24 protein-coding genes are annotated in these 22,966 nt (G+C 72.6%); 12 read left to right on the top strand and 12 right to left on the bottom strand.

The genetic code is table 11. The features are described from left to right. Both ABFX46_RS42360 and ABFX46_RS42355 read left to right on the top strand, forming a co-directional pair. Positions 1 to 1,225: hypothetical protein (locus ABFX46_RS42360; RefSeq protein WP_346050131.1), on the top strand; the 1,225-nt coding region annotated here is incomplete at its 5' end. Beyond that, entirely contained in the window at positions 1,222 to 2,706 is a 1,485-nt protein-coding gene (locus tag ABFX46_RS42355; protein WP_346050129.1) for a M48 family metallopeptidase, read from the top strand. The genes ABFX46_RS42360 and ABFX46_RS42355, both read left to right, overlap by 4 nt. A gap of 12 nt (positions 2,707 to 2,718) precedes the next feature. On the opposite strand, the gene ABFX46_RS42350 is transcribed toward ABFX46_RS42355, so the two are convergent. The 4 genes from ABFX46_RS42350 to ctaC form a co-directional block, all read right to left on the bottom strand. Continuing rightward, on the bottom strand, positions 2,719 to 3,924 hold the full coding sequence (locus ABFX46_RS42350; RefSeq protein WP_346050127.1) for a L,D-transpeptidase: 1,206 nt from the start codon (positions 3,922 to 3,924) through the stop codon (positions 2,719 to 2,721). Between the two features lie 206 nt (positions 3,925 to 4,130). Continuing rightward, positions 4,131 to 4,541, bottom strand: a complete 411-nt coding sequence (locus tag ABFX46_RS42345) for a cytochrome c oxidase subunit 4 (RefSeq protein WP_163062025.1) — start codon at positions 4,539 to 4,541, stop codon at positions 4,131 to 4,133. A gap of 3 nt (positions 4,542 to 4,544) precedes the next feature. Continuing rightward, positions 4,545 to 6,134 (bottom strand): aa3-type cytochrome oxidase subunit I, encoded by a 1,590-nt coding sequence (ctaD, locus tag ABFX46_RS42340; protein ID WP_346050135.1) that lies wholly within the window; start codon positions 6,132 to 6,134, stop codon positions 4,545 to 4,547. Positions 6,135 to 6,208: 74 nt separating this feature from the next. Then, the gene (gene ctaC, locus ABFX46_RS42335) at positions 6,209 to 6,952 is read right to left on the bottom strand and encodes an aa3-type cytochrome oxidase subunit II (protein WP_338071482.1); all 744 of its coding nucleotides are present in this window, start codon (positions 6,950 to 6,952) and stop codon (positions 6,209 to 6,211) included. 195 nt (positions 6,953 to 7,147) lie between these two features. Between ctaC and ABFX46_RS42330 the strand changes: the two genes are divergently transcribed. Continuing rightward, the gene (locus tag ABFX46_RS42330; protein ID WP_346050123.1) at positions 7,148 to 8,320 is read left to right on the top strand and encodes a cysteine desulfurase family protein; all 1,173 of its coding nucleotides are present in this window, start codon (positions 7,148 to 7,150) and stop codon (positions 8,318 to 8,320) included. A gap of 70 nt (positions 8,321 to 8,390) precedes the next feature. Further along, complete coding sequence (locus tag ABFX46_RS42325; protein WP_346050121.1) at positions 8,391 to 8,714, top strand: sulfurtransferase TusA family protein; 324 nt, start codon at positions 8,391 to 8,393, stop codon at positions 8,712 to 8,714. A gap of 48 nt (positions 8,715 to 8,762) precedes the next feature. Here the strand turns inward: ABFX46_RS42325 and ABFX46_RS42320 are convergent, their stop codons facing one another. Both ABFX46_RS42320 and ABFX46_RS42315 read right to left on the bottom strand, forming a co-directional pair. Then, positions 8,763 to 9,749 (bottom strand): carbohydrate kinase family protein, encoded by a 987-nt coding sequence (locus ABFX46_RS42320; protein ID WP_346050119.1) that lies wholly within the window; start codon positions 9,747 to 9,749, stop codon positions 8,763 to 8,765. 212 nt (positions 9,750 to 9,961) lie between these two features. Beyond that, complete coding sequence (locus tag ABFX46_RS42315; RefSeq protein ID WP_131942422.1) at positions 9,962 to 10,324, bottom strand: HesB/IscA family protein; 363 nt, start codon at positions 10,322 to 10,324, stop codon at positions 9,962 to 9,964. Positions 10,325 to 10,558: 234 nt separating this feature from the next. Between ABFX46_RS42315 and nadA the strand changes: the two genes are divergently transcribed. Further along, positions 10,559 to 11,713, top strand: coding sequence for a quinolinate synthase NadA (gene nadA, locus ABFX46_RS42310; protein ID WP_346050117.1), 1,155 nt, complete (start codon positions 10,559 to 10,561; stop codon positions 11,711 to 11,713). Between the two features lie 31 nt (positions 11,714 to 11,744). On the opposite strand, the gene pspAB is transcribed toward nadA, so the two are convergent. From pspAB to ABFX46_RS42290, 4 genes are all read right to left on the bottom strand, one after another. Further along, positions 11,745 to 12,314, bottom strand: a complete 570-nt coding sequence (pspAB, locus tag ABFX46_RS42305) for a PspA-associated protein PspAB (RefSeq protein WP_346050115.1) — start codon at positions 12,312 to 12,314, stop codon at positions 11,745 to 11,747. A 3-nt stretch (positions 12,315 to 12,317) separates the two neighbouring features. Next, entirely contained in the window at positions 12,318 to 13,235 is a 918-nt protein-coding gene (gene htpX / locus ABFX46_RS42300) for a zinc metalloprotease HtpX (RefSeq protein ID WP_346050113.1), read from the bottom strand. Positions 13,236 to 13,384: 149 nt separating this feature from the next. Continuing rightward, entirely contained in the window at positions 13,385 to 13,663 is a 279-nt protein-coding gene (pspAA, locus tag ABFX46_RS42295) for a PspA-associated protein PspAA (protein WP_131942426.1), read from the bottom strand. After that, positions 13,660 to 14,469: a PspA/IM30 family protein gene (locus tag ABFX46_RS42290; RefSeq protein WP_203596165.1), complete on the bottom strand. Its 810-nt coding sequence runs from the start codon at positions 14,467 to 14,469 to the stop codon at positions 13,660 to 13,662. The genes pspAA and ABFX46_RS42290 overlap by 4 nt, the downstream gene beginning before the upstream one ends. Positions 14,470 to 14,601: 132 nt before the next feature. On the opposite strand from ABFX46_RS42290, the gene ABFX46_RS42285 reads away from it, so the two are divergent. Together ABFX46_RS42285 and ABFX46_RS42280 are read left to right on the top strand one after the other, a co-directional pair. Then, positions 14,602 to 15,177 (top strand): DUF3043 domain-containing protein, encoded by a 576-nt coding sequence (locus ABFX46_RS42285; RefSeq protein WP_163053657.1) that lies wholly within the window; start codon positions 14,602 to 14,604, stop codon positions 15,175 to 15,177. Between the two features lie 56 nt (positions 15,178 to 15,233). Next, complete coding sequence (locus ABFX46_RS42280) at positions 15,234 to 16,235, top strand: aldo/keto reductase family protein (RefSeq protein WP_346050110.1); 1,002 nt, start codon at positions 15,234 to 15,236, stop codon at positions 16,233 to 16,235. Positions 16,236 to 16,293: 58 nt separating this feature from the next. Here the strand turns inward: ABFX46_RS42280 and ABFX46_RS42275 are convergent, their stop codons facing one another. Beyond that, positions 16,294 to 16,473, bottom strand: coding sequence for a hypothetical protein (locus ABFX46_RS42275; RefSeq protein WP_346050108.1), 180 nt, complete (start codon positions 16,471 to 16,473; stop codon positions 16,294 to 16,296). A gap of 60 nt (positions 16,474 to 16,533) precedes the next feature. Beyond that, a complete protein-coding gene (locus ABFX46_RS42270; protein ID WP_346050106.1) occupies positions 16,534 to 17,403 on the bottom strand; it encodes a DsbA family protein in 870 nt (289 codons plus the stop codon). Between the two features lie 67 nt (positions 17,404 to 17,470). On the opposite strand from ABFX46_RS42270, the gene ABFX46_RS42265 reads away from it, so the two are divergent. The 5 genes from ABFX46_RS42265 to ABFX46_RS42245 form a co-directional block, all read left to right on the top strand. Further along, positions 17,471 to 18,415 (top strand): bifunctional adenosylcobinamide kinase/adenosylcobinamide-phosphate guanylyltransferase, encoded by a 945-nt coding sequence (locus tag ABFX46_RS42265; RefSeq protein WP_346050104.1) that lies wholly within the window; start codon positions 17,471 to 17,473, stop codon positions 18,413 to 18,415. Continuing rightward, a complete protein-coding gene (locus ABFX46_RS42260; protein WP_346050102.1) occupies positions 18,412 to 19,170 on the top strand; it encodes an adenosylcobinamide-GDP ribazoletransferase in 759 nt (252 codons plus the stop codon). Before ABFX46_RS42265 ends, ABFX46_RS42260 begins: the two co-directional genes overlap by 4 nt. Before the next feature lie 38 nt (positions 19,171 to 19,208). Beyond that, positions 19,209 to 20,741 carry a leucyl aminopeptidase gene (locus tag ABFX46_RS42255; protein WP_346050133.1) on the top strand — a complete coding sequence of 511 codons (1,533 nt, stop codon included), beginning with the start codon at positions 19,209 to 19,211 and terminating at the stop codon, positions 20,739 to 20,741. Between the two features lie 143 nt (positions 20,742 to 20,884). Beyond that, on the top strand, positions 20,885 to 22,279 hold the full coding sequence (lpdA, locus tag ABFX46_RS42250; RefSeq protein WP_346050100.1) for a dihydrolipoyl dehydrogenase: 1,395 nt from the start codon (positions 20,885 to 20,887) through the stop codon (positions 22,277 to 22,279). Between the two features lie 35 nt (positions 22,280 to 22,314). Continuing rightward, positions 22,315 to 22,966, top strand: a 652-nt coding sequence (locus ABFX46_RS42245; RefSeq protein WP_346050098.1) for a biotin/lipoyl-containing protein, incomplete at its 3' end; no start/stop codon positions are given.

Below are 22,966 nucleotides of genomic sequence, written 5' to 3'. Positions count from 1 at the left end.
CCCCCGGGGCGCGGGCGGGGCCGCCGCGCGGGTCGCGGGCGGCGCCTGGCTCCTCGGCGCGCGGCCGGGCGGCGGCACGGCGGGGAGCCGCGCGTCCCGCGGCGACTCCGCCGCGGCGGCCGGCCCGTTCGACCCCGACGCCGCCGGAACCGTCCTCGCCAACCGCGCGCGAGCGGTGCGGGACGGCGACCGCATCGCCTTCCTCGCCACCGTGGGCAACGCGCCCAGGGCGTTCCAGGACGCGCAGTCGCGCATGTACGACAACCTCCGCAAGCTCCCCCTGGAGGGGTGGCAGGAGCGGCTCTCCAACACCCGGGCCGCGGCCGACGAGAGCGCGGTCGTCCGCATCGAGGTGCGCTACAGGCTGCGCGGGTTCGACAAGGGGCACGTGGCCCACACCCGCTACCTGGCCTTCGCCCCCGGTTCCGCCACCTGGACGATCACCGGCGATGGAACGTCCCACGGCTTCAAGGACGACGCCGACATCTGGGACGGCGGCCCCCTGACCGTGGTGAAGGGGCGCTCCAGCCTCGTCATCGGCGACGCCACCGGGCTCAAGGGCATCGCCGACCGCCTGGACGCCGCCGTGCCGGTCGTCACGGGCGTCGTCGGGCGCGGCTGGGCGCAGCGGGTCGTCGCGCTCGTCCCCGCCGACACGGCCCTCGCCTCGGCGCTCGCCGGGCCCGGCCAGAGCCTCGACGAGATCGCCGCCCTCGCCACCGTCGCCCCGTCGGCGGGCGGCGGCCGCGGCGAGGACCGCGTCATCGTCTCCCCCGGCACCTTCGGCCGCCTCAACGCGCTCGGCCGCGACGTCGTCCTCACCCACGAGCTGACCCATGTCGCCACCGGCGGCGCCCGCGACCGGCGGACGCCGCTGTGGCTCATCGAGGGCTTCGCCGACTACGTCGGCTACCGGCGCGTCAAGATCGGCGTCCGGGCGGCGGCCGGCGAGCTGCGCCGCGAGGTCGCCGCCGGCCGGGTCCCGGCCGCGCTGCCCGCCGCCGCCGACTTCGCGGGCGGCTCCCCGCGCCTCTCCCAGGCCTACCAGGAGGCCTGGCTCGCCTGCCGGATGATCGCCGACCGGTACGGTGAGGCGACGCTCGTGCGGCTGTACCGGACCGCCGGGCGCGCCCCGGAGGCCACCGCACTGCGCGACGTGCTCGGCCTCACCCGGGACCGCTTCACCGCACTGTGGCGCGACTACGTGAAGAAGGAACTCTCATGAGTGAGCGGAGCGAGTCGGGGGGCGTGGGGGGTCGTCCCCCCACAAGGGACAAGACGGAGGCGGACAAGGGCCGCGTGGACGAAGGCCGGGTGGACGAGGGGCGCGTGGGCGGCGAGCCCGGCGGAGAGGGATCGCCGCCGGTGGACGGTACGGCCGGGATGAGGCGGGCGCGCGTCGCCGCCGCGGTCGCCGCCGTCGTGCTGTTCGCCGCCGTCGGCGCCGTCCTCGCGCTGACCACCCCGTGGAACCCGCTGCCCGGCCACGTCCCCGGCGGCCGCGCGGCGGCCGACCCCGCGCTCGACTTCTCCCCCGCCGAGATCGCCCGCTCCCGGGCGTTCGACGCGGCCGTCAACCCGCCCGCCTACGCGGGGCTCCTGGCGGGCCTCGCGGTGGTCCTCGTGCTCGGACTCACGCCGCTCGGCGCCCGCTTCATCGGCTGGGCCACCGCCCGCACCCGGCGCCGCCCGCTCCGCGTCGTCGTCGCGACGGTCGCGGTCACGACGCTGCTGCGCCTCGCCGGGCTGCCGTTCGGCATCTGGAGCGAGTCGGTGCTGCGGCGGTACGGGCTGTCGACGCAGAGCTGGCCCGCGTGGCTCGCCGACCAGCTGAAGTCGCTCGGCGTCACCTGGGTCGTCTACACGGTCGCGCTGCTGCTCCTCTACGGTCTCATCCGGCGCTTCCCCCGCTATTGGTGGACGGGCGCCGCGAGCGGCGGGTTCGTCCTCGTCGTGCTCGTGTCGTTCATCTACCCGGTGGTCGTCGAGCCGGTGTTCAACGACTTCCACTCGCTGAAGCAGGGGCAGCTGCGCAGCGACCTCCTCGCGATGGCGAAGCGCGACGGCGTCCCCGTCGAGGACGTCCTCGTCGCCGACGCCTCGCGCCGGACGACGTCGCTGAACGCCTACGTGTCCGGGTTCGGCTCCACCCGCCGGATCGTCCTCTACGACACGCTGCTGAAGTCGCCGCGCCCGCGGATCGAGTCGATCGTCGCGCACGAGCTCGGCCACGCCAAGCGCGACGACGTCCTGTGGGGCACGCTGGTGGGCGCGCTCGGCATCGCCGGGGCGCTGTGCCTGCTGTACCTCCTGATGACCTCTCCGCGCCTCCTGCGGCGCGCGGGGGCCGATCCCGGCGGCGCGCCGGGACGGGCGCCCGGCGAGCGCGGGGCGGCCGACCCGCGGACCATCGCGCTGCTGCTCGCGCTCGTCGCCGCCGGCACGCTCCTCGCCGCCCCCGTCCAGAACCTCGTCAGCCGGCGCATCGAGGCCCGCGCCGACGCGCACGCCCTGAACCTCACCCGCGACCCGGCGACGTTCGTGTCGATGCAGCACGAGCTGTCGGTGCGCAACATCTCCGACCTGAGCCCCGACGCGATGGAGTACATCCTGTGGATGACGCACCCGTCGGGGCCCGATCGGATCGCGATGGCCAGGGACTGGGCCCGCATGAACCGCGTCGCGGTGCCGCCGCCCCTGCGCTGACCGGCGGGGCCGTCAGTTGCCCTGCGTGCCCTGCTTCTCCGGCGCCGTGCCGCCCCGGCCCTGCTGCGCCGACAGCGTCGACGCGTCCGGGCGCGGCGCGGTCGTCACCGACCGCTTCAGCGCGCTGCCCTTCACCCAGTCGTTCCAGCCGAGCTGCCAGAAGCCCCAGCCGTTGTCGGGCTCCAGTTTCCGGCTGCTGCCGGTGACCCGCACGACGTCGCCCCGGTAGCTGAGGTTGTAGAACCACTTGGCGTTGGACGGGCTGATGTTGATGCAGCCGTGGCTGACGTTCTCGTGGCCCTGGGAGCCGACGGACCACGGCGCGCTGTGCACGTACTCGCCGCTGTTGGAGATCCGTACGGCCTTGTAGACGGTCAGGCTGTAGCCGCCGGGGCTTCCGGGGCTGATGCCCATCCACTCGGACGTCATCGTGGTGGGGTCCTCCTTGGCCATGGTGAGGTGGACCCCGTCGGTGGTGGTGTACTTGCGCTCGCCGCCCTTGCCCATGCTGGTCGGGATGGTCCGGACCTTCTTGCCGTTGACCATCACGACCATCTTGTGGCTGTCCTCGCCCGCCGTGGAGATGTGCGAGTCGCCGACCTTGAAGTCGACGGCGTAGTCCTTGCCGCCGTACACGTCCCCGCCGGTGCGCACGCCGCTGAGGTGCGCCTGGAACCGGACGTTGGTGTGCGCCGGCCAGTACTGCTTCGTCCGGAACACGACCTGCTGGTCGCCGAACCAGTGCCAGGCGCCCTCCACCGTCCGGTCGGCGCTGACCTCCAGCGCCCGCTCGACCGCCGCCCGGTCCTTCACCGGGCGCTCGAAGTTCATGATGATCGGGATGCCGACGCCGACGGTCTCCTTGTTGTAGGGCGCGTCGATCGTCGCGGCGTTCGTCTTCTCGACCTCGGCCGTGGTGAAGCGGCTGGAGACCGTCCGGGTCCTGCCGTCCTTCCCGAGCGCCGTCGCGGCGACCGTGTAGGTCTGGCCCGGCTTCAGCGACCAGCGCGACCGCCACTGCGTCCGGTCGGCGCTGAGGTCGCCCGCGACCGCGCCGTCCCCGGACGACACCGTGACGTTCGCGATCGTGCCGCTCTGCGCCCGGACGTCGATCGTGCTGTCCGGCTTCAGCTTCCCGCCGCTCGCCGGCGACACCGCGAGCCGCACGGACTGCACCGCGTCCGGTTCACCGCCCGAGCACGCCGCGGACCCGGCCACGACGCTCGCTCCGACGAGGACGGCGGCCGTGCGCCGCCCCCGCTCTCCCGGTCCTGAGCCACCCACCCGCATGTGTGCCCCCCGGTCGTCCTCCTGGGCGATCGGTCCGCCTGCCCAGCCCGGTCGCTGGAACGGCGCCCAGTATGTGAAAAGGCCGGTACCCGCAAAAAGCGGACACCGGCCCCTCACTGGGGTTCTTTTACCGACTAGTGGGCGAAATGACCCCGGTAGTACTCGAAGACCAGACCGATGGTGCTCAGGATCGCGGCGGCCACGCCGAGGATCACCAGCCACCAGCCGAACACGATGCCGAGCGCCACCGCGCTCGCCGACAGCGCGACGTACAGCGGCCACCAGCTGTGCGGGCTGAAGAAGCCCAGCTCACCGGCCGCGTCCGCGATCTCGCCCTCGGGGTCGTCCTCGAACAGCGGGCCCGCGTTCGCCCGCTCGAGGCGGCGGACCGTGAAGTGGACGTAGAACCCGATGAGCCCGGCGAGGCCGACCGCCAGCCCGAGCGCCGTCGTGCCGGTCCAGTCCTTGGACCAGAGCCAGTAGACGATGTCGGTGGCGAGGAAGAAGACCGCGGTCCCGTAGAACATGAACGCCTGGACGCGCATCGGCTACTCCCCCTTCGCCCCGGCGAGCTCGCCCTTCGCACCCACGTGCGGGTGGTGCAGGTCGAACGCCGGCCGCTCGGAACGGATCTTCGGGATCGAGTTGAAGTTGTGCCGCGGCGGCGGGCACGACGTCGCCCACTCCAGCGAGTTCGCGTACCCCCACGGGTCGTCGACCTCGACCTTCTTGCCCTTCTTCCACGTGATGTAGACGTTGTAGAAGAACGGGATCATCGAGATGCCGAGGATGAACGAGAAGATCGTCGAGATCTCGTTCAGCCCGTGGAACTCGGCCGCGTAGTCGGCGTACCGGCGGGGCATGCCCTCCGCGCCCAGCCAGTGCTGGACGAGGAACGTGCCGTGGAAGCCGATGAACAGCAGCCAGAAGTGCACGTGGCCGAGCCTGTCGTTCAGCATCTTGCCGGTCCACTTCGGCCACCAGAAGTAGAAGCCCGCGAACATCGCGAACACCACGGTGCCGAAGACGACGTAGTGGAAGTGCGCCACGACGAAGTAGGAGTCCGACAGCTGGAAGTCCATCGGCGGGGACGCGAGGATGACGCCGGTGAGACCGCCGAACAGGAACGTCACCAGGAAGCCCAGCGACCACAGCATCGGCGACTCGAAGGTCAGTTGTCCTCGCCAGATCGTCCCCACCCAGTTGAAGAACTTCACCCCCGTGGGCACGGCGATGAGGAACGACATGAAGGAGAAGAACGGCAGGAGCACCTGGCCGGTCACGAACATGTGGTGCGCCCACACGGTGATGGACAGGCCGGTGATGGCGATGGTCGCGAACACCAGGCCGATGTAGCCGAAGACGGGCTTGCGGCTGAACACCGGGAGGATCTCGGTCACGATGCCGAAGAAGGGCAAGGCGATGATGTAGACCTCCGGATGCCCGAAGAACCAGAACAGGTGCTGCCAGAGCAGCGCGCCGCCGTGCGCGGCGTCGAAGATGTGCGCGCCCAGCTTGCGGTCGGCCTCCAGGGCCAGCAGCGCGGCGGCGAGGACCGGGAACGCCACCAGGACGATGACGGAGGTCAGCAGGACGTTCCAGGTGAAGATCGGCATCCGGAACATCGTCATGCCCGGCGCGCGCATGCACAGCACCGTGGTGATGAAGTTGACCGCGCCCATGATGGTGCCGAAGCCCGACATTGTGAGGCCCATCACCCACATGTCGCTGCCGATGCCCGGCGAGCGCACCGCGTCCGACAACGGAGCGTAGGCGAACCAGCCGAAGCTGGCCGCGCCGCCCGGCGTCAGGAAGCCGGCGATGACGATGAGGCTGCCGAACAGGAACAGCCAGTACGCCAGCATGTTCAGCCGCGGGAACGCCACGTCCGGCGCGCCGATCTGCAGCGGCATGATGACGTTGGTGAAGCCCGCGAACAGCGGCGTCGCGAACATCAGCAGCATGATCGTGCCGTGCATGGTGAACAGCTGGTTGTACTGCTCGTTGCTGACGATCTGCATGCCCGGCTCGAACAGCTCCGCCCGGATGAGCAGGGCGAGGACGCCGCCGAACAGGAACATGACGAACGAGGTGATCAGGTAGAGGTAGCCGATCACCTTGTGGTCGGTGGACGACATCCAGGAGGCGAGGATGCGCCCCTTGCTCGTCCGCGGCGCGGCGATCGGCGCGCTCGGGGCGTGACTCGTGGCGGTCACTTCCCACCTCCCGCGGCCAGTGCTTGCTTCGAATCTGCGATGAACTTCTGGTACTGCTCCGGCGTCACGACCTTCAGCTCGAACAGCATCCGGCTGTGGTCGACGCCGCAGAGCTCGGCGCACCGGCCCTCATAGGTGCCGAGCTTGGTCGCCGTGAACTCGAACTCGTTGACGTACCCCGGCATGACGTCCTTCTTGTAGATCAGCGCGGGGACCCAGAACGAGTGGATGACGTCGTTGGAGTGCAGCTTCACCCGGACGGTCTTGCCGGCGGGAATCGTCATGACGGGCTTGCCGGGCGCCGGGCCGTTCGGGTTCACGGGGACGCCGGTCACGGACGCGACGGTCTGCCCGTTCTCCTTGTAGTCGAACTGCCAGCTCCACTGGAACGCCGTCACGTCGACGACCACGGCGGGATTGTCGGTGGTCTTCTCGACGAAGTTCTCGTCGCGGGCGGTGAAGTAGAACAGGACGGCGATGATGACGAACGGGACCGCGGTATAGAGGATCTCGATCGGCATGTTGTAGCGGACCTGCGGCGGCAGGTCGTCGGAGCGCTTGCGGTGGAAGAGCACCGCCCAGATGATCAGGCCCCAGACGACGCCCCCGACCGCGAACGCCGCGATCCAGGAGCCCTGCCACAGGTGCAGCATGCGCTCGCCTTGGACGCTGATCGGCTCGGGCAGGCCCAGCCTTGAACCACTGCAGCCAGTGGCGGCCAGTGCCAGCAGCCCAAGCACACCGGCGCTTTTCAATGCGCGGCGACTGCGCACAGGCGTACGCCGCTCCCTAGAGCGGGTCGGACTCACGGAATGCCTTCCCCACGGATGAAGCCCGGTCGGCCGGGCGGTGAGATCACTGTTTACACGTGTGGTGGACACCCTAGCGCTAGGGTCGGGCGAACCCCCGATCGGGTGCCCGGTTAGTGTTTCAGCGTGGCCGAACCGAGCACGGCGGGCGCCTCCTTGACGGCCGCCTACTTCGATGCCGCGTCCACCGAGCCGCCGCACCCCGCGGCGCGCGCGGCGCTGCTGGACGCGCTGGACGCCGGCTGGGCCGATCCCGCCCGGCTGTACGGGACGGCGCGCGGCACCCGGCTGCTGCTGGACCGCGCCCGCGCGCGTGTCGCGGGCGTCGTCGGCGCCCGGCCGGACGAGGTGTCGTTCACCTCCTCGGGCACCCAGGCGGTGCACCTGGCGGTCCTCGGGGGGCTCCAGGCGCGCCGGCGTGTCGGGCGGCACCTGGTGGTGAGCGCCGTGGAGCACTCCAGCGTGCTGCACGCCGCCGAGCGGCACGAGCGCGACGGCGGCGAGGTGACCGTCGTCGGCGTCGACCGGGCGGGCCGCGCCGACCCCGCGGAGTTCGCCGCGGCGCTGCGCCCCGACACCGCCCTCGCCTGCCTGCAGTCGGCGAACCACGAGGTCGGCACCCTGCAGCCCGTCGCCGAGGCCGCCGAGGCCTGCCGCGCCGCGCGGGTGCCGCTGTTCGTCGACGCGGCGCAGTCCCTCGGGCGGGCGGACGTCCCCGGCGGCTGGTCGTTCCTGGCGGGCAGCGCGCACAAGTGGGGCGGCCCCGCGGGCGTCGGCGTGCTCGCCGTCCGCAAGGGCACCCGGTGGCGCTCGCCGCTGCCCGACGACGAGCGCGAGGGGCGCCGCGTCCCCGGGTTCGAGAACGTCCCGTCCATCGTCGCGGCGGCGGCCGCGCTGGAGGCGTACCGTGCGGACATGGCGGCGGAAGCGCCGCGCCTGTCCGCGCTGGTGGACCGCATCCGCGCGGAGGTGCCGCGGAGCGTCCCCGACGTGGAGGTGGTCGGCGACCCGGTGCGGCGGCTGCCGCACCTGGTGACGTTCTCCTGCCTGTACGTCGAGGGCGAGGCGCTGCTGACCGAACTGGACCGGCTGGGTTTCGCGGTTTCGTCCGGCAGCTCGTGCACGGCGGATACGCTGCGTCCCAGTCACGTGCTGGAGGCGATGGGGGTGCTCACCCATGGGAACGTCCGGGTGTCGCTGCCGCGCGGCGCCGACGCGGCGCAGGTCGACCGGTTCCTCGCCGTGCTCCCCGGCGCCGTCGAACGCCTCCGCGAGACGATGAGGGCCGCCGGACGATGAGCGGGACGACGCCGGATGAGACGCCGGATGAGACGATGAGGACCATCGAGACAGGGAGGCGGTCGCGTCCATGAGGTTCCGAGGCCGCGCCAAGCACGGGACGCCGTCCGCCGACGCCCCGCCGGCCGCGCAGCCGCCCGCCGAGGCGGCCCCCGCGGGCCCGCCGCCCGTGCTCGTCATCGACGCGCTCGGCCGCAAGTGCCCGATCCCGATCATCATGCTGGCCGAGCGGATCCGCGAGGTGCCGGTGGGGCAGGTCGTCGCCGTCCTCGCCGACGACGCCGCCGCGCGCACCGACGTGCCCGCCTGGTGCCGCATGAAGTCGCAGGACTTCGTCCGCGAGGAGACCCTCGGCCAGGGCGGCTGGGGCTTCCACATCCGCCGGACGTACTGACGCCGCGAGGGCCGCGCCCCGCAGGCGCGGCCCTCGGCACGCGCCGTGCTACGGGTTCGGGCAGGTGAGGTGCGGGGCGATCTCCGCCGCCGCGGCGGCGCCGTAGGCGGCCGCGAACCGGTCGAGGAACGCCTGGCGGGCGAGGCCGTACTCCTGCGGCCCCGCGGCCTCCAGCGCGTACGCGGCGATGGTGCAGCCGACCTGCGCGGCGCGCTCCAGCGGCAGGTTCCACGCGGTGGCCGACAGGAAGCCGGCGCGGAAGGCGTCGCCAACGCCGGTCGGGTCGGCGACGTTCTCGACCGGGACGCAGGGGACGTGCACGCCCTCCTCGCCCGCGCGGTCGATGACGACGCCCTTGGCGCCGAGGGTGGTGACGCGGACCCCGACGCGGGACAGGATCTCCGCGCCGCTCCAGCCGGTCTTCTCCTCGGCGAGCGCCTTCTCGTAGTCGTTGCTGAACAGGTACGCGGCGCCGTCGATGAGCCGGCGGACGTCGGGGCCGTCCATCCGGGCGAGCTGCTGGGACGGGTCGGCGGCGAACGGGATCGCGCGGGTGCGGCACTCGTCGGTGTGCCGGAGCATCGCGTCGGGGTCGTTCGGGCTGACGACGACGAGGTCGAGCCCGCCGACGCGGTCGGCGACCGGCTTGATCTCGATGGAGCGCGCCTCGCTCATCGCGCCGGCGTAGAACGTGGCGATCTGGTTCTGGTCCTGGTCGGTGGTGCACAGGAACCGGGCGGTGTGGTGGACGTCCGACACGTGCACGGACGCGGTGTCGACCGCGTGGCGCTCCAGCCAGGAGCGGTAGTCGGCGAAGTCGTCGCCGACGGAGCCGACGAGGATCGACTCCTTGCCGAGGCTGCCCATGCCGAAGCAGATGTTGGCGGCGATGCCGCCGCGGCGGATCTCCAGCTCGTCCACCAGGAAGGACAGCGACACCCGGTCCAGTTGGTCGGGCAGGAGCTGGTCGGTGAACCTTCCGGGGAAGGTCATCAGATGGTCGGTCGCAATGGAGCCAGTCACGGCGATGCGCACGGCGTCGCTCTCCTCGTCGTGGTCGTCCGGCTGTTCACCGGCTGTTTCCGAACCCGGAAAGACTACTTCCCCATCGCACCACAGATCACCGCCGGACCGCACGGGGAGCGTGCGGAACCGGGCCGCCGCCCGGGGGCACGCGAAAGGGGCGGGCCCGGGGCATCGTCCCCGGGACCGCCCCTTTCCGGACGTTCCGCTCGCGTCGCGGACGCTCAGTTGAAGGAGTCGCCGCAGGCGCAGGAACCCGACGCGTTCGGGTTGTCGATCGTGAAGCCCTGCTTCTCGATCGAGTCGACGAAGTCGATGGTGGCGCCGGTCAGGTACGGCGCGCTCATCCGGTCGACGCGGACCGCGAGGCCGTCGAAGTCCTGGATCTGGTCGCCGTCCATCTCCCGCTCGTCGAAGAAGAGCTGGTAGATCAGGCCGGAGCAGCCGCCCGGCTGCACGGCGACACGCAGCGCAAGGTCGTCGCGGCCCTCCTGCTCGAGCAGGCCCTTGGCCTTCTCGGCGGCGGCGTCGGTGAGGACGACGCCCTGCTGCGTGGTCTCCTGCGTGGTCTCGCCTGAAACCGTCATGTGTTCAGCTCCCGGGTCTCGCTGCGCCGCGGTGCGGCGGACTGTCGCTTGTCCGAGGACGTCGTACGCCTCTTCCCGTAGGACAACGTACCTCGCTACCGGCCCATTCCGCTTATCGGCCGGGTTTAACGCGCGCGGGCGGTGCGTTCTACGTCACAGCTCCGCCGGCCGGAGGATGTGCCATCATTAGTCGTCAAAGCGACGATAAGCCTCCGTCGCGAAGGGAGATCCCCGATGACCACCACGGCAAGCGACCTTCCGCTGCTGCTGCTCGGCCGCGGCGCCGACCCGCTCAGCGAGCGCGGCGTGGACTGCCCGGGCGAACTGCCGCCGGCCTCCGACCCCGAGCTCGTGGAGCGCGCCCGCGCCGCCAAGGCGTCCCTCGGCGACCGGGTGTTCGTGCTCGGCCACCACTACCAGCGCGACGAGGTCATCCAGTTCGCCGACGTCACCGGCGACTCGTTCAAGCTGGCGCAGAAGGCCGCGGCGCGCCCCGAGGCGCCCTACGTCGTGTTCTGCGGCGTGCACTTCATGGCGGAGTCGGCCGACATCCTGACCGCGGCGCACCAGCGGGTCATCCTGCCCGACCTCGGCGCCGGCTGCTCGATGGCGGACATGGCGACCTTCGACCAGGTCGAGGACTGCTGGGACGTCCTGGAGGACGCGGGAGTCGCCGACGACGTCGTGCCCGTCACGTACATGAACTCCTCGGCCGACATCAAGGCGTTCGTGGGGCGGCACGGCGGCGTGGTGTGCACCTCGTCCAACGCCAAGCGCGCCCTCGAATGGGCCTACGGCAAGGGCAAGAAGGTCCTGTTCCTGCCCGACCAGCACCTCGGCCGCAACACCGCCGTCCTCGACATGGGGTTCTCGCTGGACGACTGCGTCGTCTACAGCCCGCACCGCCGCGAGGGCGGGCTCACCGCCCGGGAGCTGCGCGACGCCAAGATGATCCTGTGGCGCGGGCACTGCTCGGTGCACGGCCGGTTCACCGAGGAGTCGGTGGCCGAGGTCCGCGAGCGCGTCCCCGGCGTGAACGTCCTGGTGCACCCCGAGTGCCGGCACGAGGTCGTCACGGCCGCCGACCAGATCGGCTCGACCGAGTACATCATCAAGGCGATCGAGGCCGCCGAGCCCGGCTCGTCCTGGGCGATCGGCACGGAGCTGAACCTCGTCCGGCGGCTGGCGAACGCCCACCCGGACAAGAACGTCATGTTCCTCGACAAGACCGTCTGCTACTGCTCGACGATGAACCGCATCGACCTGCCGCACCTGGTCCTGTCGCTGGAGTCGCTCGCCGCGGGCGACGTCCAGAACGTCATCGAGGTGGACGAGGAGACCGCGCACTACGCCCGCGCGGCCCTCGACCAGATGCTCGCCCTCCCCTAGCCGCGGTGCCCGCGGGACGTCCCCGGCCGCCTCACAGGCCGGGGGCGCCCCAGACGGGGAACCAGCGGCCGAGGTCCTCCTCGAAGGGGAGGTCGGCGCCGACCGCGCCGCGCACCTGGAGCTCCAGCGCGTTGTCGCGCTTGTCTCCGGGGAGCGGCGCGAACGGGTAGAACGTGCCGCGCTTGTAGAGGTAGACGAGGGCGAGGCGCTGCCCGTCGGGGCCGCGGAAGCCCGCCAGCGAGCACAGCAGGTGCGGCCCGAACCCGCCGGACTCCAGCGTCGAGTTCACCGCGTGCAGGTCGGTGACCAGGTCGGGCAGTTCCTCGGGGCGGTGCCTGGCGAGCAGCCAGGTGTAGCCGTAGGAGTCGTTGCTGATCTCGACCTCGGGGCCCTGGTCGGCGTCCAGCAGCTCCTGGACGTCGGCCTGCAGCCGCGCGAACGCGCCGCCCTCGGCGGCCCGGAAGCACACCGAGCCCAGCCCGGTCGGGGTGAACCCCGTCGCCGCCTCCAGCGTGATCGCCGCCGACGACAGCCCGAAGATCTGGTCGAGGTCGGGCTTGACCGGCTTGGAGCGGCCGAGCAGCGTGTCGAGGAAACCCACGGGTCAGACTCCCCTGCTGAGCTGGTCGGAGATCTTCGAGAGCTGGGCGAGGCGCTTGTCCAGCGGCGGGTGGGTGGAGAACAGCGAGGAGACGCTGAAGCCCTTGCCGAACGCCGGGGTGAAGAAGAACGCGTTGAACGCCTGCGCGGACCGCAGGTCGTTCGTCGGGATCCGCGCGATCTCGCCGCTGACCTTGGTCAGCGCGCTGGCGAGCGCGGACGGCCGGCCGGTCAGCAGCGCGGCGGCGCGGTCGGCGGACAGCTCCCGGTACCGCGACAGGGCGCGGGTGAGCATGAAGCTGACCGCGTAGGCGAGCGCGCTGGCCGCGACGACGGCGAGCAGGATCAGCCCGGTGTTCTGGTCGTTGCTGCGGCGGCCGAACCCGCCCCACAGGCCCCACTGGAGGCCGAAGCGGGTGATCAGGCCGGCGCAGATGCCGAGGAACGAGGCGATCGTCATGACCGCGACGTCGCGGTGCGCGACGTGCGCCATCTCGTGCGCGAGGACGCCCTCCAGCTCCACCGGGTCGAGCCGGCGCAGCAGCCCGGTGGTGACGCAGACGACGGCCTTCTTCTGGTTGCGGCCGGTGGCGAACGCGTTCGGCACGTCGGTGTCGGCGATCGCGACCTTCGGCTTCGGGGCGTCCGACATCGCGCAGATCCGGTCGATGACGCCGTGCAGCTCGGGCGCCTCCTCCGGGGAGACGACGCGGCCGTGCATGGCGAACAGCGTCATCCGGTCGGAGAAGAAGTACTGGGCGAACAGGAAGGCCACCGCGACGCCGAGGGCGACGAACGCCCACTGCGGCACGAAGACGAAGAACGCTCCGACGAAGACGACGTACACCAGCCCCAGCAGGAACATCGTCACGAGCATCCGCGATGTCAGCCCCCGGTCGGAGGCGTAGCGCGTGCTGGCCATGCGGCCACCCCCAAGTCCTTGCTCTTATTCATTTGTATCAACGCACGAGACCCGGGTTTTGTGCCTGGATGTCCAGAACGGACGGCACCCCCGGGACCCCGCGGCGTCGAGCGGGGAAGATCCCCATATTTCCCCCGTACGCGGAGGATTCAGTCCGGGATGAGCCCCTCGTCCCCGAGCATGGAGCGCACCTCGTCGATGTGCGCGTCGGCCGGCGGCAGGATCAGCTCGGACGGCTCCAGGCTGTCGGCCGGGAGCGGCTTGCCCACCTTCCGGACGTTCTCCAGCAGGGCGTGCAGCGCGGTGCGGAACGCGGTCTCGTCGCCGGACTCGATCGCCGACTCCAGCTCGGAGTCCAGGGCGTTGAGGGAGGACAGGTCCTCCTCGGCGACGTCCAGCTGGCCCTCACCCATCAGCCGGACGATCACTGGGCACCCCCGGGGTTGTTCGGCCACGGGGCCTGCTGCGGGGCGTCCTGCTGGTGCTGCTGCGGCTGCGCGGTCGGCGTGCCCTGGTTCAGCTCCTTGGGCGCGGGGCCCTGGCCGAGTTCGGCCTTGAGCTGCTCCAGTTCGAGGTCGACGCCGGGGCCGGAGCCCATCCGGTCGAGCTCGGCCTGGATGTCGTCGCGGGGACCGGAGAAGTCCTCCAGGGCGCCGGAGGCCAGCAGCTCGTCGATCGCGCCGGCGCGCGCCTTCATCGTGTCGGTCTTCTCCTCGGCGCGCTGGATCGCCAGGCCCACGTCGCCCATCTCCTCGGAGATGCCGGAGAACGCCTCGTTGATCTTCGTCTGCGCCTCGGCGGCCGTGTAGGTCGCCTTGATGGTCTCCTTGCGCGTCCGGAAGGAGTCGACCTTGGCCTGCAGCCGCTGGGAGGCGAGCGTGAGCTTCTCCTCCTCGCCCTGCAGCTGCTGGTACTGGCCGCGCAGGTCGTTCAACTGGCTCTCCAGGCCGGCGCGGCGGGTCAGCGCCTCGCGGGCGAGGTCCTCCCGGCCCACCTGCAGCGCCTTCTTGCCCTGGTCGGTCAGCTTGCTCTGCTGCTGCTCCAGCTGGTTGATCTGCAGCTCGAGGCGCTTGCGCGAGGTGGCGACGTCGGCGACCCCGCGACGAACCTTCTGCAGCATCTCCAGCTGGCGCTGGTAGGAGTAATCGAGGGTCTCCCGAGGGTCTTCCATCCGGTCCAGGGCCCGGTTGGCTTTGGACTTGAAGATCATCGACATTCGCTTCATCACGCTCATCGCGCGGCGCCGGTCCCTTCGTGCTGTCGCCTCAGTCGTGGACTGGGCTCAATGACCACTGCTGGGGTTCTTATCACCCTACGCGTTAACGCGCGAGGCAGCCACGATGTTCGCAGCCGGTAGGCTGATCCCGTGTTCAAGCGTCGTACCCCTGAGGCCCCGGCGAATCCTCCTCAGGTAGTAAAGCCGGGCGGCAAGGGCCGTCCCACGCCCAAGCGGAGGGACGCCGAGAAGCGCCGCCGCCAGCCGATCACCGCCCCCGCCACGGGCAAGGACGCCTACAAGAGGCGCAGGGCGCAGCTGGCGGAGGAGCGCGCCAAGGCCCGCGAGGGGATGGCGAAGGGCGACGAGCGGCACCTGCTCAAGCGCGACAAGGGCCCCGTCCGCCGGCTCGCCCGCAACTACGTGGACGCGCGCCGCACCGTCGGCTCCTACCTCATGTACGCCATGTTCGCGATCGTGCTGCTCAGCATGCTGCCGATCCCCGCGGCCCGGCTGCTGGTGCTGTTCGCGCCGCCGGTCCTGCTCGTCGTGGTGTTCGGCGAGGGCCTGCTGCTCAGCCGCGGCATCAAGCGGCTGGCCGCCGAGCGCTTCCCGGACGAGGACGTCAAGGGCGTCGGGCTGTACGCCGCGATGCGCGCGATGCAGATCCGCCGGCTGCGGGTCCCGAACCCGCAGGTGCGGGTCGGCGAGCGGGAGAAGGTCTGACCGGGCGCCGGATTCCGGCGGCGGTCCCTCGATCATCTTCGGGCTAGGTTGGGGCCATGGAGTTCCGAAACCTGGGCCGGAGCGGTCTGAAGATCAGCGAGATCGCGTACGGCAACTGGCTCACCCACGGCTCCCAGGTCGAGGAGGACGCGGCGCGCGCGTGCGTGCACGCCGCCCTCGACGAGGGGATCACCACCTTCGACACCGCGGACGTCTACGCCGGGACACGCGCCGAGGAGGTCCTCGGGCGCGCGCTCAAGGGGCGGCGCCGCGAGGGGCTGGAGATCTTCACCAAGGTCTACTGGCCCACCGGACCGGGCAGGAACGACTCCGGCCTGTCCCGCAAGCACATCTTCGAGTCGATCCACGGCTCGCTGCGCCGCCTCGGAACGGACTACGTGGACCTCTACCAGGCCCACCGGTTCGACTACGAGACGCCGCTGGAGGAGACCCTGCGCGCCTTCGACGACCTCGTCCGGCAGGGCAAGGTGCTGTACGTCGGCGTCTCGGAGTGGCGGGCCGAGGAGATCGAGCGGGCGCTGAAGATCGCCGGTGAGATGGGCCTCGACCGGATCGTCTCCAGCCAGCCGCAGTACTCGATGCTGTGGCGGGTCATCGAGGAGGAGGTCGTCCCCCTCTGCGAGCGCGAGGGCATCGGGCAAATCGTCTGGTCGCCGATCGCGCAGGGCGTGCTGACCGGCAAGTACAAGCCGGGGCGGCCGCTGCCGGAGGGGTCGCGCGCCACCGACGACAAGGGCGGCGCCGACATGATCAAGCGCTACCTGAACGACGACCTGCTGACCCGCGTGCAGAACCTCAAGCCGATCGCCGACGAACTCGGGCTGTCCATGGCGCAGCTCGCCATCGCCTGGACGCTGCAGAACCCGAACGTCTCCGCGGCGATCGTGGGCGCGTCCCGTCCCGAGCAGGTCGCCGACAACGTGAAGGCCGCCGGCGTGACGCTGGAGGCCGAGGTGATGAAGCGCATCGACGACGTCCTCGGCGACGCCGTCATCCGCGACCCCGCCAAGACCGGAAGCCCGCGCAAGCGCCCCTGACCGGGGCCGGGCCGCAGGCCGAGGGCCGCGGAGCAGGCGCTCCGCGGCCCTCGCGGCCTCACTCCGGGTCGTGCAGGCTCATCTCGTAGACGAGCGTCTCACCGTCCAGCAGGACCACCTTGCCGACATCGTCGGCGCGCAGCCCCCGCCAGTTCTCCCCCAGCCAGCTCTCCGCGTCCGCCTGGGTGGAGAAGGTCTCCTCCGACATGCCGGCCGCCCGCCCGTCGGCCCTCTCCAAACGCCAGCTCCACGCCATCGCGTCGACCTCCCTCGTCGCGGTGAGACTAGCGGCTCCGGGTCAGGAGGCGGCCTCGACGGCGCGGCGCAGCGCCTCGGGGCTCTCGATGTCGGACGGATCCAGGGTGCGTCCGTTGACCCGTACGCTCGGCGTGCCCGAGATCCCGGACGATATGTAGCCCCGGCTCACCGTCTTCACGCTCGCGGCGTACCGCTGGCTCTTCACGCACGAGGTGAAGTCGCCGCCGGTCAGCCCGAGCGGTTCGGCCAGGGAGAGCAGCTCGTCCGTGGTGTAGCCCGTGGCGTTCTCGTTCTCGGGCTGGTGCTCGTAGAGCGCGTCCTGGTAGGAGAGCCAGTGGGCCCCGTCGCCGACGCAGCGCAGGGCGGCCGCGGCCCGGAGCGAGTTGTCGTGCGCCGGCTGCCGGCTCTCGCCGAAGATCAGCATCGGGTGGAACACGACCTTGGCGCGCCCCTCGACCACCATCTGCTTCAGCATCGGGTCGTGCTTCTGGTCGAACGCGCCGCAGGGCGGGCAGGCGAAGTCCTCGTAGATGTCCACGACGGGCGCGGTGACGCCCGGCCGGGACATGACGAGGCTGCCGTCCGCCTGCGGCGCCGCCTCCGCGCCGCCGGCGATCTTGCCGACCCGCAGCCGCACCTCGCCGCCTCCGCCGCCGTCGTCATCCTCGCCCTGCAGGGCGAGGACGGCCACCCCGACAACGATGAGCACGAAGACGAGGCCGCCGCCGACCAGTGCGAGCACGAGGCCCCCGCCGCCCTTGCGTCCGGGCGGGGGCGGGCCGTAGGGCGGCGGGCCGAAGCCGCCGGGCACGCCCGGACCGGGCCCGCCGGGAGGCATCGGGGGCGGGCCGTAGGGCGGCGGGCCCTGGCCCGGCTGGTGCGGCCATGGCGCGTTCGGGGGGTTGCCCACCGGGTGTCCTCCTGTTGGGGGCGCGGCGATCCTTTCAGGGGAGCGTAACCGTAGAGTTCCGACCGATATGGACATCGAGCTTCGCGGCATCGCCGCAGCGCACGGCTGGCCCGCGCCGGGGTGCCGGTGCGCGTCCTGCGGGCGGCTGCGCGCCGCCGGCGTCCGCCACGCACCTGTGGCGGCCCTCGTCGACGGCGTGCCGCTGGAGGACCTGCCGCGGACCGAGGTGCCCGGCGGCCGCGAGGTGCGCGGCCCGGACGGCGGGCTCGTCCTGGTGGCCGCGGGGCCGGGGGCGAGGCCCGAGCCCACGCCGGGCACGGGGTACACGGCCGTCCTGCTCGACCTCGCGGGCTCTCCGGAGCATCTGGGGTATCTGCGCCGCACCGGGGCCGTGACGCCGGCAACGCAGGTGTTCGCCGTGCACGTGGATCACCGGCTGCCGTCCGAGGCGGAACTGGAGCGCCGCATGGCCTTCTGGGGCCGGCCCCGGCACGGCCCGTTCCGCACCCTTCTTCTCGGCGGGAGCCGGTCGGGGAAGTCGGCCGAGGCGGAGCTGCGGCTGGCCGCGTGCCCGGACGTCCTCTACGTCGCGACCGGCCCCGTCCGCGACGACGATCCCGCATGGGCGGAGCGCGTGGCCGCGCACCGGCGCCGGCGCCCGGCGTGGTGGCGCACGGTCGAGACGGCCGATCCGGCGGCCGTGCTGGAGTCGGAGAGGGGCGCGGTCCTGGTGGACGGCATCGGCACGTGGCTGGCCGCCGCGATGGACGAGTCCGGCGCGTGGGACGACCCGTCCCGGGTGCTGCCGCGCGTCGACGGCCTCGTCGCGGCGTGGCGCGGCACGGCGGCGCGGGCGGTCGCGGTCAGCGACGAGGTCGGGCTGTCGGTGGTGCCGGCGACCGCGTCCGGGCGGGCGTTCCGCGACATGCTCGGCCTGGTCAACCAGCGGCTCGCCGCCGAGTCGGAGGAGGCCGCGCTGGTCGTGGCGGGACGCGTCGCGGAGCTGGCGTGATCGAGGGACTGCGGCTCGCCGTCACGCTGCTGACCGCCGTCCCGGCGGGGACGGCGCGGGTCGACCGGGGCACCGCGCGCACCGCGATGCTGCTCGCCCCGGCCGCCGGCCTCATCCCGGGCGGCGCCGCCGCGCTGGTGCTGCTCGCGGGCGGCCTGCTCGGCCTGTCCGCCCTCCTCGCGGCGGTGCTCGCGGTCGCCGCCACCGCCGCCGCCACCCGCGCGCTGCACCTGGACGGCCTCGCCGACCTCGCGGACGGCCTCGGCAGCGGCCGCCCCGCCGCCGGGGCGCTGGCCGTCATGAAGCGGTCCGACATCGGCCCGTTCGGCGTCGTCGCGCTGCTGCTGGCGCTGCTGGTCCAGGCCGCCGCGCTGGCCTCGGCCCCGCATCCGGCCGCCGCGGCGCTCGTCGCGGCCGCCGCCGGGCGGCTGGCGCTCCCCTGGGCCTGCCGGACGGGCGTCCCGGCGGCGCGTCCCGGCGGGCTCGGCGCCCTGGTCGCGGGGACGGTCGGAACCCGCGCCGCCCTCCTCGCCACCGCGGCGGTCGCGGCGGCCGCCGCGGGCGCCGGGGCGGCGGCCGGCGGCCCGGGTGGCGCGATTCACAGCGCGGCCGCGGTGGCGGTCGCCCTGGCCTCCGCCCTCGCGATGCTCCGGCACGCCGTCCGGCGGCTGGGCGGTGTCACCGGCGACGTCCTCGGCGCCCTCGTCGAGATCGCCGCCACCGCCGCGCTGGTCGTCCTGGCCGCCCGCCCCTGATGACCATGCCCGTGCCGGGTCGCGTCCCGGCGCGGGCAATGCTTGATCCAAAAGGACGAATCCGGTCACCGGGACGACTAACATCGGGCTACGTGACGAGCATCAGCCTTGACAGCGCAGCCCTGGCCAGCATCGACGCCGACGCCATCGTGATCGGCGTCTCCCCGGACGGGGAGGGCGCCGCGCCGGCGGGCGGCGCGGGCGACCTCGACCGCGCGATGGGCGGCCGGCTCGCGGAGGCGCTGGCCGCGCTCGGCGCCACCGGCAAGGCCGGCGAGATCACCCGGCTGCCGTCGCTCGGCGCCGTCACCGCCAAGGTCATCGTCGCCGCCGGGCTCGGCGCGGACCCCTCCGCCGAGGACCTGCGCCGCGCCGCGGGCGCCGCCGTCCGCGCGCTCGCCGGCACCGCCCGCGCCGCCGTCGCGCTGCCCGCCGAATCGGCCGCGGACGTGGAGGCCGTCGCGCTGGGCGCGCTGCTCGGCGCGTACTCGTTCGACGCCTACCGCACCGGCGACGGCCGCAAGGCCCCGGTCGAGGAGATCCGGCTCGCCGCCCCGGCGTCCGAGCAGGCCGCCGTCGACCGCGCGCGCACCCTCGCCGCGTCGGTGAAGCTCGTCCGCGACCTGGTCAACACCCCGCCGTCCCACCTCGCGCCCGAGGACCTCGCCGCCGAGGCGGGGCGGGTCGCCGCCGAGGCCGGCCTCGGGATCGAGGTGCTGGACGAGAAGGCGCTGGTGGAGGGCGGCTACGGCGGCATCGCCGGCGTCGGCCAGGGCTCGGTGAACCCGCCGCGCCTCGTCCGGCTGGCCTACACCCACGCCGAGGCGTCCCGGACGCTCGCGCTGGTCGGCAAGGGCATCACGTTCGACTCCGGCGGCCTGTCCCTCAAGCCCACCGACGCGATGGACTGGATGAAGTCCGACATGGGCGGCGCCGCCGCGGTGCTCGGCGCGCTCGCGGCCATCGCCGAGCTCGGCCCGAAGGTCAACGTCGTCGGCTACCTCGCCATCGCCGAGAACATGCCGAGCGGCACCGCGCAGCGCCCGTCGGACGTGCTGCGCATCTACGGCGGCAAGACCGTCGAGGTCCTCAACACCGACGCCGAGGGCCGCCTCGTCATGGCCGACGCGCTCGTCCGCGCCGGCGAGGACTCCCCCGACCTGATCGTGGACGTCGCCACGCTGACCGGCGCGCAGCTCGTCGCGCTCGGCACCCGGACCACCGGCGTCATGGCCAACGACGACGACGTCCGTGAGAAGGTGGTGGCGGCGGCCGAGCGCGCGGGGGAACCGTCGTGGGGCATGCCCCTGCCGGCGGAGCTGCGCAAGGGCCTCGACTCGTCGGTCGCCGACATCGCCAACATCAGCGGCGAGCGGTGGGGCGGCATGCTGGTCGCCGGGACGTTCCTGAAGGAGTTCGTGCCGGACGGCGTCAAGTGGGCCCACCTCGACATCGCCGGCCCGTCCTTCAACAAGGGCGAGCCGTACGGCTACACGCCGAAGGGCGGCACCGGAGCCGCGGCCCGCACGCTGGTCCAGATCGCCGAGGACGTCGCCGCGGGAATTCTGTAGCGAACCCCACCGCTGTCACCCGGCGGAGAACACAATAGGTTTCTCATGGCGGCGGGGGCCCGGCGACGGTGCGCCCGCCCCGCCCTGAGGGCTCGGGGCGCCGCGATCCACGCGGCGCCGCAACAGGGGAAAGGGAGCGTCCAGTGGCCAACAACGGCCCCTTCGACATCGTCGTCCTGGGTGCCGGCAGCGGCGGGTACGCGTGCGCGTTGCGCGCCGCCGAGCTCGGCAGGTCGGTCGCGCTCATCGAGAGGGACGAGTCCCTCGGCGGGACGTGCCTCAACCGGGGCTGCATCCCCACCAAGGCGCTGCTGCACGCGGCCGAGGTGGCGGACCACGCGCGCGACGCGGCGCAGTTCGGCGTCAAGGCGACCTTCGAGGGCATCGACGTCGCCGGCGTCAACGCCTACAAGGACAAGGTCGTCTCCACCACCGTCAAGGGCCTCACCGGGCTGATCAAATCCCGGGGCATCGAGGTCGTGCACGGCACCGGGAGGCTGACCGGGCCGACCACGGTCGAGGTCACCGCGCCCGGCGGGGAGACCACCGCGATCGAGGCCGGGCACATCGTCCTCGGCACCGGCTCGCAGCCCAAGAGCCTGCCCGGCCTGGAGATCGACGGCGAGCGCGTCATCTCCAGCGACCACGCGCTGCGGCTGGAGCACGTCCCCGCGTCCGTCGTGATCCTCGGCGGCGGCGTGATCGGCGTCGAGTTCGCCAGCGTGTGGCGCTCGTTCGGCGCCGAGGTCACGATCGTGGAGGCGCTGCCGCACCTGCTGCCGCTGGAGGAGGAGTCCAGCTCCAAGCGGCTGGAGCGCGCGTTCCGCAAGCGCGGTATCAAATTCGAGCTCGGCACCCGCTTCCAGAGCGCCAAGACGACGCAGGGCGGCGTCTCCGTCACCCTCGAGGACGGCAAGACCATCGACGCGGAGCTGCTGCTCGTCGCGGTCGGGCGCGGCCCGATCTCCGACGGCATCGGGCTGGCCGCGGCCGGCGTGGAGACCGAGCGCGGGTTCGTCAAGGTGGACGAGTACTGCCGGACGAACGTCCCCACGATCTCCGCCGTCGGCGACCTGATCCCGACGCCGCAGCTCGCGCACGTCGGCTTCGCCGAGGGCATCCTCGTCGCCGAGCGGCTGAGCGGGCTCACCCCGCCGCCGATCGACTACGACGGCGTGCCCCGCATCACCTACTCCGACCCCGAGGTGGCCTCGGTCGGCATCACGTCCGCGACGGCCCGCGAGCGCGGGCACGAGATCAAGGAGTTCACCTACGACCTCGCCGCCAACCCCAAGAGCAAGATCCTGGGGACGCAGGGCGAGGTCAAGGTCATCGCGTCCGTGGACGGTCCCGTCCTCGGCCTGCACATGGTCGGCGCCCGCGTCGGCGAGCTCATCGCGGAGGGCCAGCTCATCTACAACTGGGAGGCCCTGCCGGGCGAGGTCGCCCAGCTGATCCATCCCCACCCGACCCAGTCCGAGGCGGTCGGCGAGGCCCACCTCGCCCTCGCCGGCAAACCACTGCACGTGCACGGCTGAACGCCGCACAAGTAATACGAAGGAGTCGCTGAGACATGCCGGTCTCCGTCACCATGCCCCAGCTCGGCGAGAGCGTCACCGAGGGCACCGTCACCCGCTGGCTCAAGAAGGAGGGCGAGCGCGTCGAGACCGACGAGCCGCTCCTGGAGGTGTCCACCGACAAGGTCGACACCGAGATCCCCTCGCCCGCGTCGGGCATCCTGACCAGCATCACCGTCGCCGAGGACGAGACCGTCGAGGTCGGCGCCGAACTGGCCGTCATCGGCGACGAGGGCGACGCGCCCGCCGGCGGCGGTGCCCCGGCCGCCGCCGCGCAGCAGGCCCCGCCCGCGCCCGAGGCGCCCGCCGCGCCGCAGGAGACCGCGCCGCAGCCGCCCCAGCAGCAGGCCCCGCCGACCGCCGGGCAGCCGCCGCCCGCGCAGCAGCAGCCCCCCGCTCCCCCGGCCCCCGCCCCGGCCCCGCAGCAGGCGCCGCAGCAGCCGGCCCCGCAGGCGCCCGCGCCCGCTCCGGCGCCCGAAGCCCAGCCGGAGGCGGCGGGCGAGGGCCCGTACGTGACGCCGCTGGTGCGCAAGCTCGCCGCCGAGCACAACGTCGACCTCGGCACCGTGAAGGGCACCGGCGTCGGCGGCCGCATCCGCAAGCAGGCCGTCCTGGAGGCGGCCCGCGCGGCGCAGCAGGCCGCCGAGG

Origin of the sequence: Actinomadura chokoriensis (assembly GCF_039529475.1) — a bacterium.
GTDB classification, from domain to species: Bacteria; Actinomycetota; Actinomycetes; order Streptosporangiales; family Streptosporangiaceae; genus Spirillospora; species Spirillospora bangladeshensis.
Note: the sequence above shows the minus strand (reverse complement) of the source record. Positions and strands in the feature narration are given on the sequence as shown.

Bases quoted from the DNA above. Each gene is read 5' to 3' on its own strand.
- ABFX46_RS42355 (WP_346050129.1), top strand. From the start codon at position 1,222: ATGAGTGAGCGGAGCGAGTCGGGGGGCGTGGGGGGTCGTCCCCCCACA.
- ABFX46_RS42345 (WP_163062025.1), bottom strand. From the start codon at position 4,541: ATGCGCGTCCAGGCGTTCATGTTCTACGGGACCGCGGTCTTCTTCCTC.
- ctaD (WP_346050135.1), bottom strand. From the start codon at position 6,134: ATGTCGTCCACCGACCACAAGGTGATCGGCTACCTCTACCTGATCACC.
- ABFX46_RS42325 (WP_346050121.1), top strand. From the start codon at position 8,391: ATGAGGTTCCGAGGCCGCGCCAAGCACGGGACGCCGTCCGCCGACGCC.
- ABFX46_RS42315 (WP_131942422.1), bottom strand. From the start codon at position 10,324: ATGACGGTTTCAGGCGAGACCACGCAGGAGACCACGCAGCAGGGCGTC.
- nadA (WP_346050117.1), top strand. From the start codon at position 10,559: ATGACCACCACGGCAAGCGACCTTCCGCTGCTGCTGCTCGGCCGCGGC.
- htpX (WP_346050113.1), bottom strand. From the start codon at position 13,235: ATGGCCAGCACGCGCTACGCCTCCGACCGGGGGCTGACATCGCGGATG.
- ABFX46_RS42290 (WP_203596165.1), bottom strand. From the start codon at position 14,469: ATGAGCGTGATGAAGCGAATGTCGATGATCTTCAAGTCCAAAGCCAAC.
- ABFX46_RS42280 (WP_346050110.1), top strand. From the start codon at position 15,234: ATGGAGTTCCGAAACCTGGGCCGGAGCGGTCTGAAGATCAGCGAGATC.
- ABFX46_RS42265 (WP_346050104.1), top strand. From the start codon at position 17,471: ATGGACATCGAGCTTCGCGGCATCGCCGCAGCGCACGGCTGGCCCGCG.
- ABFX46_RS42255 (WP_346050133.1), top strand. From the start codon at position 19,209: ATGCTTGATCCAAAAGGACGAATCCGGTCACCGGGACGACTAACATCG.